This is a genomic window from Sphingomonas sp. DMC6, from assembly GCF_056314225.1.
The window spans coordinates 1-10,604 of sequence record NZ_JBQUYT010000019.1 but is presented as its reverse complement, the minus strand read 5'-3'; the positions used below and the strand labels follow the sequence as shown (position 1 = coordinate 10,604).

The window sequence follows — 10,604 nt, the reverse complement described above, 5'->3', positions numbered from 1 at the left end:
GCAGATGCCGGGCAACAGCATAGCTGCCGCCCGGTGCGGGGGCGTCCACATCATCAAGCTCTGTGAGGAGACAGAGACGAGCGACCTGTTTTGGCTGACGGACGAGCAGATGGAGCGGCTACGGCCGTTCTTTCTCGCCTGCGGCAATCGTCGAGGCAGTCGACTGCCTGCTCGAGGACAGGGAACGGGCCGTGAAGCTCGGCCAGGCAGCGCGCACCCAGATGATCGAAGAGTTCGACCTCACCACGCGTGCGCTTCCCGCGTATGCGCCTGCGCGGCACCGGTCCTGGCAAGACTGGCTTCCGAGCCATACCAGGACATCGTTCAGGATCTCACCACCGAGCTTATGCGCTCGCGCAGGAGCGAGGTGGCAAACTCGCAATACCCGATCGGCACAGGTGCCGTCGTGACACTATTTAGTCCACGAAGCGGGCTGCGGGAGATCGACCTCGAAACGGAGATCGCCCAGTATGCGCGGCGCCCAGATTTGAAGCAGGTGGTCGAACAGGGGCGAGCTTTCGGTGCCTTCCTCGAAAAGGACGATGGTCCGTCCGCGACGTAGTTTCGCGTCGAATGGAACGGGCAAGCCGGCACGAGCGAGCCGGGCAAATTCCAGCAGCCCGATCAGCGAAAGTCGCTGGTGGGCTATGCGCCATAATGCGCAATAAGCGGCTCCGTTCTCTCTCTCACCATAAGGGGGATGTCCGCTGTCGTCCTTGTTTGGTCGGTATCTGCCAGTCCGCAATCGGCCCAGCTTCAGTCGTTGAGCAATGCCATGCGAAAGAGCGCTGGACGTCAGCTGCCGGCAAAGGCAGACCTTCAACCTGAGGCCTTGGAACGACGGGTTTGTCCCAGACCTCGTCATTCCAACTTTCGCCGTCGGAGATGAACTAACGGCAGGTTTCAGCTCCACGATTGGGACGCTGGACGACTGGAATCGGGGCGGGAGCCGCCAATGCGGAAAATCGATTCCCGGGCACTGCCGCCGATCAAGGGATTGGAGCCACCAATGGCCGCTTTCGGCCCGAGCGGTCGTTCCCGCCCGCCGATGTGAATGGCTTAAGTTGGCCGGCATGAGAGATGTCAAAATAGGGTGTGGATCTCTGTGGACGGGCTGCCAGCGCTTACCGTGTTACGGCTAGCCATCGTAATTCGAGGATATCCAATCTTCCCGACCATGGCGGACCCGCAGGATGACGACCTCGTCCCCATCTCCCACATCATAAATCACCAGATGGGCCTTGTAGGGATGCACGCGGACAGGCGGCGAGATCTCTTCTCGCAAGCGCGCAGATGGGGATAGTCCGCGAGAAACGCGAATATCCTGCGCAGCCCCTCGTGATAGGCGTCGGCCTGGGGCGGGCCGAACTGCGCGATGCCTTCGAGAAAGATGGCTGTCAGGTCGTCGGTTGCGGCGCGTGTTAAGCGGAAGCGTGGCACGGTCAGGCTTGCAAGCCGGCCTGGCGGGTCGCGCGCGCTCGGATGTCCGCCATCGTCTCGTCGCTCAAACCGCTGGCGCGGGCCTCATCGACAAGGCGTTGCATGGCCGCGACTTTGTCGGCGCGTTCCTGGTCACGGCGGATGAGATCGCGCACATAGTCGCTGGCATTGCTATACCGGCCAGTGTCGGCTTGCGCTTCCACCCATTGCTTCATCGGATCGGGCAGTGAGATGTTCATCGTAGCCATGGCAACCTCCAATGCCAGGAAAATAGCAAAGATTGGCAAATTTTGCCAATTGATGCTCGGCCATGATCTGCCCCCGCGGACAGAGACCATTGTGCAGCCGACGCCCTGGAGGTGGTTCGACATGGGTTGTTTGGTTGAATTGTTCCGGGTGCGGCACGATTCGCGTGGTCGGTGGAGCAGGCCGTGGCAGTTGTCGTCCTTTTGAGCCCCCTAAGCACCTTTCGGTTCTGTCCTCACGCTCGGCAGCTTAGGAACATGTAAACACCAGCGGTCACGTGAAACCTGTCTTGCCAGCCATCATCGGTTGCTGGGGACAGCCAGGAGTATGTCCGACACCGCGCGCAGGCGCTTGCGATGGTATCGCTCCAGTAGCGTCACCAGGCCGCGGCGATCGCAATGGTGCAAGTGGTCCCGCAATTGCCGGTATTCCTCGGCTATGTCGTCGAATACGCGGCATTCCGCGCGTTGCAGTGTTGCAGTGGCGCGAGCCGGCCGTTCAGCAGGCGGATCGTCTGGACGTGCTCCGCACTTCCGCTGACATGGGCGATCTCGAGGAACAACTGGCGCGTCGCCTCGCCGATCCGGCTCGTCCGTTCGCGCGTGCGCGCTCCCCGAGCCGGAGCAGGCCTATGGGTCGCCCGCACCTACAGCGCGGATCATTCGCGGCGGGGACTCGTGTACACCAACTGGTATCTCCCTGTGGGAAAGCCGCACGGCGGCTATATTCGGGTGCGCGATCTATACCCTGAGCCGAAGACGGAAGGGGAGGCGAATGCAGGCAAGGACATGGAGCGAGCTTGGTCGCCACCGGCAGGAGTGAACAGCAGACCGGTTCGGCCTTGGCCGTCCGTACCCGTGCGTGCCTGTCCGATACGCTCGGTGGGTATTTCGTGTGGTACACGCGGTCAAAAATGTGGTACTTTTTTGGAGACCGGTCGATGCATCACCGATGCTAGGATCCGGGCGGCGAAACCCCGCGCCAAGCCGTACAAACTCACCGACGCCTATCACCCGCTCCTCGCCCGTCACGCCCGCCGGCGGCAAAACTCTGGCGGTGGAGCTATATCTTCGACGGCAAGCAGAAGGGCATGGCTTTTGGGGCATGGCCCAAAGTCTCGCTCGCCGAGGCCCGGCTTCTGCGGGACGAGGCGAAAGCGGTCCTGTAGAACCTTCGCGATCCCGCCGTTGCGACGAAGCTCAAGAAGGAAGAAGTGCTCGATCCTCCTCAACTCACAACCTCAAATCTGTGCCATTGGTGCTGACGGGGGACAGCCGACGGCTTGCTCGCGCATGTTCATCAGCGATCGGCTGTTTGCCTGCGACGCGCATGGTTCCATTCCACGCTTCACGTCAGCGTCGGAGCAAGGTGTGACGCATTGAACGGCGATTGCGCCATCGAGCGCACAACACGCCCTGGGGCGGGTAGCGAGCCATTTAGTTGCCTTCCGTTCGTCTCTTGATATATTACGGGAAACATATTCGATAATCAGGCTTAGTGGAGAGGCTCGTGGCAAGCTTGCAGCATGAACGGAGCCCCCGAGCGGGGGCGCCGCAAGGACTGACCGTGGTGGTCGCGGGCTTTCTGCCGATGATCGCGGTCGTCTCGATGTTTCCCGCCGTCCCCTCGATTATTGACCATTTCCACGATGATCCGACGGCAAGCTGGAAAGTGCCGTGGATGGTCACGGCCCCGGGCCTCGCGATCGCGGTGATCGCCCCTTTCGCCGGCGCGCTCATCGATCGCTTCGGACGCCGCGCGCTGGTCGTCTGGTCCACCTTGCTCTACGCCATGGCGGGGACAGCGCCCTTCTTCCTCACCAGCCTGAATGCCATGTTCCTGTCGCGCATTGCGCTCGGTATCGCCGAAGCGGCAATTCTCACCACGGTAAACACCCTGATCGCCGACTATTGGGACGAGCAGGGCCGAAGACACTGGCTCAGCCTCCAGGGAATGATTGGCCCGTTCCTGGGCAGCGCGCTGATCCTTGGGTCCGGATATCTCACGGGCATGCGGTGGAACGGGGTGTTCCTCATCTACCTGGCCGCCTTCCCGATCTTCCTCGCCATGCTGGCATTCGTCTTCGAGCCGAACATCGACGCCACCCGCGCGGCGGCGGAGCAGGGTCCGCACGACCGGCCGGCATTCCCGGTTCGGAATATCGGACGGATCGGCCTGGTGACGCTGTTCTGCTCGGCGACATATTATGTTTACGCCGTGAACGGCGGCCTGGCCTTTCGCGAGGTCGGCGTGGCGTCGTCGGACGAACTCGGCCGCATCACCTTCCTGCCGAGCCTCATGGTTTCGGTCGGGGCCGGCATCTTCTGGCTCACCGGCAAGCGTCGCTCGGAAGTCGCCTTCGTCCTGCTGCTCGGGCTGGTGGGCACGGGCCTCTGCGTGATCGGTTTTGCTCCCGACTGGAAGTGGATGAGCGTGGGGGTGATGATCCAGCAGACCGGCGCTGGAATGATGATCCTGGCGCTGGTCGCATGGGCGCAGCGCGAGCTTCCGGTCCAACATCGCGGGCGCGGCATGGGCGTATGGACCGGCTGCTTCTTTCTAGGGCAGTTCCTGAGCCCGCCGGCCGTCATATTGGTGCAGAGCGCCATCGGCAGCATGCAGGGCACCTTTGTCGTCGCCGGCATCATGGCCTTTGCGGGGATGCTGATCGCGCTCGGGTCGCTACTGCTGCGCGGCAAATCGACGAAGCGGGCTGTCGTCGCGACCTAGTGCTGGGACTCGCAAAAGCCACAACACGGGAACAAGGCGCATGTCTTGTTGCGTGTACCTAGCCGCCCTGCGAGTAGTCGAAGCCCTTCTCGATGATGATCTCCGCGATTTTCGCGCGGCTGATCCTGATGAACTCGCTCGTGTCGTCGACAGAAGGAATCGCGCTGTCGAACCGGGTTGCGAGTTCGAAGATGGTACGGACGTCCTCGCCGTGATTGCTGATGGAATGGAAGATCCGGTCCATCTCTGCAGACAGGTTCCGGTAGATCGCGCCGAGGTACGGATTACGCGTAGCTTCGACAAGCAGATCGAACCGTTGCCGCGAGAGTTGAATCCAGTGCTCTGGATTGAGCTTCGCCTTTCTGATCGCCCGTAAATGCTCGCGCTGGATGGCGTCCAGGGAGGCGCTTTGCTCGGGCGTGATTCGCTCCTGTGCCAGCTGCATGATCAACGGTGATACGGCGCTCCATGCCGTGAAGAAGTCATCCACGGACTTCAAGGTAAGCCCGGCCACGCGGTAACCGCGGCGGGGAATCGTTTCGACGAGACCATCATGGTTCAGCCGGTCCAAGGCCTCCCGCACCGGCATCGCCCCGAAGCCAATGTCCTTTGATATCTCTCGCTCGGTGAAGCGCATGCGAGGCGGCATTTTGAGGGACACGATCCGCTGCCGCAGAACCGCATAGGCCTGGTCCGCCAGCGTCTGTTTTCGTCCCTCGGCCTCTGCCATCCAGCACCTCCTGCTCGGCACCGTGCCGAGGGCGAACCATGCCTCCGTCCAGCAGCACTGGCAAGATTGGAAGCCTTGACCGAAAATCGCACACATGCCATCGTGATATATCACAATGGCGGTGCGGCCGGCGATTGCCTTGCGCACGCGGAAATTTTGGGAGAGGTCGAATTGGCAAGGCCTAACAGGATTCTCATTGTCGGCGCGGGCATCGGCGGCCTGTGCACGGCGGTCGCGCTTGCGCAGATCGGTACGGAAGTCGACGTCATCGATATCAAGCCGGACAACGCGGTGGCTGGCGTGGGATGGGGGCTGCGGACCAATGGCCTTCGCGCGCTGCGCGAGATCGGGCTTCTCGAACCGACGCTGTCGATCGGGTTTCCAACGCCGCCACTTTCCTATTTCGATAGGAACGGACACCATGTCGTCGACATCCCGTACGGGCGCCAGTTCGACGGCATGCCCAATAACGTCCAGCTCCCACGTCTGGGCTTCCTGGAGATGGCCAGCGCCCGCGCCCTGGAGGCCGGCTGCTCGATCAGGATGTCGACGACGGCAACCGACATCCAGCAGGATGCCGACGGCGTGACGGTGGAGCTGAGCGACGGATCATCGCATCGATATGATCTCGTGATCGGCTTTGACGGCATCAACTCGAGTATTCGCCGTTACCTTTTCGGCGAGACGTACGTCCCCGTTCGCAGCGGCGGCGTTGCCTGGCGTGCGCCGGTACGCGCTCCGGATACGCTGAAGGGCGCCATATTCTGCCATGGCTTTGGCGGCAAAGTGGGCTTCGTACCGCTGGCGGGCGGCATGATGTACGTGATCGTCACCCATTACGAGCCAGGCCGCCCGCGTCACGACCCCGCCGCATTCCCGCAAATCATGCATCAAAGAGCGCGGGAGATGATGGGAGACTCCGAATTCATGGCGGAGGAAATCGATTCGCTGCGCATGGCCACCAATGTTGCGTACACGCCGCTGGATACGGTCCTGGTCCCCTATCCGTGGCACCGGGGGCGGGTCATGATCATGGGCGACGCCGCGCACGCCATGACGCCCTATCTCGGATCGGGCGCGGCGATGGCCATCGAAGACGGCGTGGTCTTCGCCAAGCTCCTGCGTTCGGACGACACGCTCTACGACGTGCAAACCAAGTTCATGGCAAGACGGTACCCGCGCGTGAAAGCCATCTGGGACCAGTCGCTGAAGATGATGCACGAGGAATTCGATTCCGCGACACCCGAGGCGCTCGATCGAAGGCTCGCATATCTCGTGCACGAGGAGCCGAAAGTCCTCGATTACATTCACCGCATTCTGGAAAGTGAATATTGATGAACACGAACCGTATCGCGAAGGTGTCGGTCCATGCGGGCGTTTCGACCGGCGACATGCGCAAGCTTCACGGAACATCGGGCATTCCCGGGCCGGCGGCCGGAACTGACGGTGTTCCCGACATCCTGAACGTGTGGAAGGCTGCGCACGTAACGCTCGTTCGGTCGTATGATTGGGTTTCGAGGCTGGACACCGTCGACAACCCGAGAAGCCTGTTTCCCGACTGGTCGGCGGATCCCAGTGATCCAGCCAATTACAATTTCGCTGCGACCGACTCCTGGGTGCGGCAGGTCCGTTCGATCGGGGCGGATATCCTTTTCACGATCGCCAGCGAGATCCCGTCGAACAAGCAACCGATCGGGGACTTGGCGAAGTATGAGCAAGTCGTCGAAAACATCGTCCGCCACTATGTATGCGGATGGGGCAACGGCTTTACCGGGGCTGTGACGCACTGGGAATTCGGGGATCAGCCGGACTTCGGGACGCTGCACTTCTCCGGTACCCCGGATCAATTCTACGCGATGTACGCGGCCGCGGCGCGCGCTGTGAAGCGTGTCGACGCCGGCCTGAAGTTCGGCGGCCCCTGTGTCGCCTTTCCGCTGAACGAAGGTCCGTTCCGCGAGGGATTTCTCGGCTTCATCAAAGACAAGTCGCTGCCTTTGGATTTCCTGTCCTGGATGTGGTACGCCGACAATTCCCGCGACCCGCTAGATTTTCGAACGATTGCAGTAGACGTCCGCGCGATCCTCGACAAGCACGGCTTCGGCGATACCCAGCTTCTGCTCTCCTATTGGAGCATGACCGGCATCCCGACGGCCAAGTTCAAGGATTCCGAAAATGCCGCGTTCATCGCTGCAGCAGCCGTCTACTTGCAGGACTCGGCGGTCGACCAGGCAATCTTCTTCCGCGCCGATACGGGCACGGATTTTCACTACAACTTCAAGGATCCCGCCGGGATCTTCGAGGCCGACGGCAGCGAGAATGCGAGAACGAGCGCGTTCCGCCTGGTAGGACAGACGCTGGCCGCGACGGAGCGCCTCCCCAGCACGGGTGGCGATGAGAACGGATTTGCCGTGCTGGCCGGCCGCACCGCAGATGGGGATGTCATTCGCGTGCTGATCGCCAATTATGCGATCCCCGATGCGTACTTGATCGCCCGAGAGCGCGACGTGTTCGAATTCCAGGTGCCGATCGGTACCGAACGGGTGAACATGTCTTTGAATGTTCCTTCCAGGCGCGTTCACGCCGGCAGTGCCGGCTATACCGGCTATACGCTCGACATCACTGACATGCCCTGGGGCCAGGGCCGCCACAAAGTGGTTCGGTACCGGGCAGATGCGGATCACTTCGGCGATATTCTCGACTCGCAGGAAGGCGAAGGCGGTTCGATTACCATCCAAGGCACGCTGACGGCACCGGGCGTGGAACTGATCGAAATCACTCGATCCTCATAATCAAATAACGACCAATTCCAGACGATTGCCCGTTCCTTAAAAATAGATCGCCGAAATCGAGCGACAATATAGGGAGGATGTACTGATGAGGCGACGCATACTATTGCTCTCCGGCACCGCAGCCGCGTTTATTGGCGTCAGCGCGGCGTCAGCCCAAACCACCGCTTCGCCGGGCTCGACGGCCTCGGACGGCACCACCGCAAACGCCGCTGCGGCAGCCAACGGTCCAGCCGTCGCGGACACGGTGGATCCCGCAGGACAGTCCGCGAACAGCGGCGGGCTTCAGGAAATTATCGTCACCGCCCAGAAAACCGCGTCCAGCGTTCAGAAGACGCCTATCGCGCTCCGCGTCGTCAGCGGCGATGATCTTCGGACGTCCAACATCACCGATGTCAACGGGTTGCAGCGGCTGGCGCCCGATCTCGGCGTGACGACGGACACGATCTACACGAAACTGTCCTTGCGCGGCGTTACCGCGGAGTCGATCGCGGAGGGCGCCGACGCGGCGCTGACGGTCAACATCGATGGCGAATATATCAATCGGCCGGTAGCGCTGAATGCGAGCTTTTTCGATCTTGATCGCATCGAGGTTCTGAAAGGACCACAGGGAACGCTCTACGGCCGCAATTCCACCGCGGGCGCCATCAACATCATCACCAAGAAACCGGAGGACAGGTTCGGCGGGTATGTGAGCGCCGGATACGGCAACTACAACGCGTGGAATGTCGAGGGCGCGGTCAACCTGCCGATCGCTGACGGCCTCGCGTTCCGCGTAGCCGGGATACACACGCAACATGATGGCTATCGCAACAACAGCGTCGACGGCGGGACCGCCGGCAGGAACGACGGTAACAAGACCGATGCCGGCAGGGCCACGCTCGCCTATACCGGGAGCACGCTAAGCGGCTTCCTTCAAGGCGAATATGTCAGTTCGCGATCCTCTGCCTTCGCGCAATATGGCGTTCCGATCACCACCACCACGCCGGGCGTCGTTCAAGTACCCACCGTCGGCGGCGGGAGCGATTTCATCCCGCGAAACAGTTCGTTCAACCTGCCAAAGCATGATTTCCCGCTTGTCACGGACGGCTTCACCAACATCGAAAATATCAGCTTTCGCGGCAGCCTGCGCTACACCATCAGCGACGGTTTGGAATTGTCGTATGTTGGTGGCTATCTGATCAACAAGACAGGCACTTATGTCCCGCTGAGTGGAACGCCGAACTATCTGCAGTTCGTGTCGAACCAGCCGAATGCGGACTCCAGGGACTGGAGCAACGAACTCCGCCTGAGCTACCACGGCCCACACGGCTTGTTCGTGCAGGGTGGCGCCTTTTACTTTCATGAAAAGCAGGTGGTCACGCAGAGCATCCAGATCGTGAACCCGCCCTTCGGCCCTCCGGGTTCCGAGTACGCCTACGTCAACATTTTCTATCGGCCGTTCGTCAATCTCGATTCCACGGGTCTGTTCCTGCAGGGCGACGTCCCGATCGTGGATACGTTGAAACTCACGGGTGGGGTTCGGTGGTCCCGCGACGAGAAGCACGCGCTCTACGTGAATTCCGGCCTGGGCTTCGTGAATCGCGCCTTCGGACTCACCTTCCCGACTGCCACGGACATTCTCGCCGTGACCGGGCGGCCCGGCCGCTGCAAGGAAGCCGATAGCGGCAACTACCAGTCGCTCGACCAGTGTTACAACCATAGCGAGGTCAACTGGCTGGCGGGCGCCGAGTGGACGCCGGGCGCGGGTCATTTGCTCTATGCCAAGGTTTCGACGGGCTATCGCTCAGGTGGCTTCGACAATCTCACCAACGTCGTCGTTAATGGTCAAACGGTCGGCACGTTTCAACCCGAGAAGATCACGTCATACGAGATCGGTACGAAAAATCGCTTCCTGCACAACACGGTCGAGTTCAACGTCTCGGCATTCCATTATGACTATACCGATCTTCAGATCGACAACTTCATCAATACCACGGTCGGGCACGCGACCGTCAACGCGGGCAGGGCGCGCTTCAACGGCGTTGACACAGACTTCTCGGCGGCGTTGACGCCCAACGATCAGTTCCGCGTCACGTTTAATTATCTCGACGCCAAATTCACGAAATTCAATGCCTTCGCCACCGGCGTGAACGGGGGAACGGCGGTTCTCGATCTCAAGGGCAATCGGCCGCCACAGGCTCCCAAGGTTACGATTGCGGTCGGATACGACCACATTTTCGATATGGGCGCGGCCGGAAGCCTGCGTGCCAGCGCCTATTCCCGCTTCAAATCAGACTACCACCTGACGTCGTATAATTATGCGGCCGATCTTCAAAAGGCGTATACCCAGACAGATTTGTCGATCACTTGGACAGATCCGAGTAGAAATTACAGCATTCAAGGATTCGTGCGAAACGTCGAAAATTATGTTCCTATCACGTTTGCGCAATTTACGGCAGGCCCTCCAATCAACCTGTACAATTATGCGTTCGGCTCCCCGCGTACAATAGGCGTGAACTTTTCAGCAAAGTTTAGGTGATTCGTTATAGGACGGGGCGGTTTTCGAATCACGGCCGCCCTGTTTGTTTAATGTTTGCTTAAAAAGCATGCCGTGCTAGGGTCAGGACCCATTGATGTGAGAGGCGCGATGTGATTCAGGCTCCGCAAGGAGACCGAATGTGAGCGACCTG

At 60.7% G+C, this 10,604-nt stretch carries 9 protein-coding genes and 1 pseudogene; 6 read left to right on the top strand and 4 right to left on the bottom strand.

All coding sequences use genetic code 11. The features are described from left to right. Nucleotides 1–562 (top strand): hypothetical protein (locus ACT53M_RS19965; RefSeq protein ID WP_476235673.1); only part of this gene is annotated, 562 nt, incomplete at its 5' end. 576 nt (nucleotides 563–1,138) lie between these two features. Here the strand turns inward: ACT53M_RS19965 and ACT53M_RS19960 are convergent. The 3 genes from ACT53M_RS19960 to ACT53M_RS19950 are packed head-to-tail and all read right to left on the bottom strand — an operon-like array spanning nucleotide 1,139 to nucleotide 1,688. Next, nucleotides 1,139–1,231, bottom strand: a complete 93-nt coding sequence (locus ACT53M_RS19960; RefSeq protein WP_476235675.1) for a hypothetical protein — start codon at nucleotides 1,229–1,231, stop codon at nucleotides 1,139–1,141. Beyond that, complete coding sequence (locus tag ACT53M_RS19955; RefSeq protein ID WP_476235676.1) at nucleotides 1,228–1,440, bottom strand: type II toxin-antitoxin system RelE/ParE family toxin; 213 nt, start codon at nucleotides 1,438–1,440, stop codon at nucleotides 1,228–1,230. The genes ACT53M_RS19960 and ACT53M_RS19955 overlap by 4 nt, the downstream gene beginning before the upstream one ends. 2 nt (nucleotides 1,441–1,442) lie before the next feature. Further along, a complete protein-coding gene (locus ACT53M_RS19950; protein ID WP_476235674.1) occupies nucleotides 1,443–1,688 on the bottom strand; it encodes a type II toxin-antitoxin system ParD family antitoxin in 246 nt (81 codons plus the stop codon). Nucleotides 1,689–2,737: 1,049 nt separating this feature from the next. Here ACT53M_RS19950 and ACT53M_RS19945 point away from each other — a divergent pair. Then, a pseudogene (locus ACT53M_RS19945) lies at nucleotides 2,738–2,854 on the top strand (Arm DNA-binding domain-containing protein); the annotation flags it as partial. 341 nt (nucleotides 2,855–3,195) lie between these two features. Next, complete coding sequence (locus tag ACT53M_RS19940; RefSeq protein WP_476235672.1) at nucleotides 3,196–4,416, top strand: MFS transporter; 1,221 nt, start codon at nucleotides 3,196–3,198, stop codon at nucleotides 4,414–4,416. 58 nt (nucleotides 4,417–4,474) lie between these two features. On the opposite strand, the gene ACT53M_RS19935 is transcribed toward ACT53M_RS19940, so the two are convergent. After that, complete coding sequence (locus tag ACT53M_RS19935) at nucleotides 4,475–5,146, bottom strand: GntR family transcriptional regulator (RefSeq protein WP_476235671.1); 672 nt, start codon at nucleotides 5,144–5,146, stop codon at nucleotides 4,475–4,477. A 75-nt stretch (nucleotides 5,147–5,221) separates the two neighbouring features. On the opposite strand from ACT53M_RS19935, the gene ACT53M_RS19930 reads away from it, so the two are divergent. From ACT53M_RS19930 to ACT53M_RS19920, 3 genes are all read left to right on the top strand, one after another. Beyond that, the gene (locus ACT53M_RS19930) at nucleotides 5,222–6,481 is read left to right on the top strand and encodes an FAD-dependent monooxygenase (protein WP_476235670.1); all 1,260 of its coding nucleotides are present in this window, start codon (nucleotides 5,222–5,224) and stop codon (nucleotides 6,479–6,481) included. Further along, nucleotides 6,481–7,935 (top strand): GH39 family glycosyl hydrolase, encoded by a 1,455-nt coding sequence (locus ACT53M_RS19925; protein ID WP_476235669.1) that lies wholly within the window; start codon nucleotides 6,481–6,483, stop codon nucleotides 7,933–7,935. Before ACT53M_RS19930 ends, ACT53M_RS19925 begins: the two co-directional genes overlap by 1 nt. A gap of 85 nt (nucleotides 7,936–8,020) precedes the next feature. Next, a complete protein-coding gene (locus ACT53M_RS19920) occupies nucleotides 8,021–10,453 on the top strand; it encodes a TonB-dependent receptor (protein ID WP_476235668.1) in 2,433 nt (810 codons plus the stop codon). Nucleotides 10,454–10,604 lie beyond the last annotated feature (151 nt).

Coding starts and splice junctions, on each gene's coding strand:
- ACT53M_RS19920 (WP_476235668.1), top strand. CDS start 8,021: ATGAGGCGACGCATACTATTGCTCTCCGGCACCGCAGCCGCGTTTATT.
- ACT53M_RS19950 (WP_476235674.1), bottom strand. CDS start 1,688: ATGGCTACGATGAACATCTCACTGCCCGATCCGATGAAGCAATGGGTG.
- ACT53M_RS19935 (WP_476235671.1), bottom strand. CDS start 5,146: ATGGCAGAGGCCGAGGGACGAAAACAGACGCTGGCGGACCAGGCCTAT.
- ACT53M_RS19925 (WP_476235669.1), top strand. CDS start 6,481: ATGAACACGAACCGTATCGCGAAGGTGTCGGTCCATGCGGGCGTTTCG.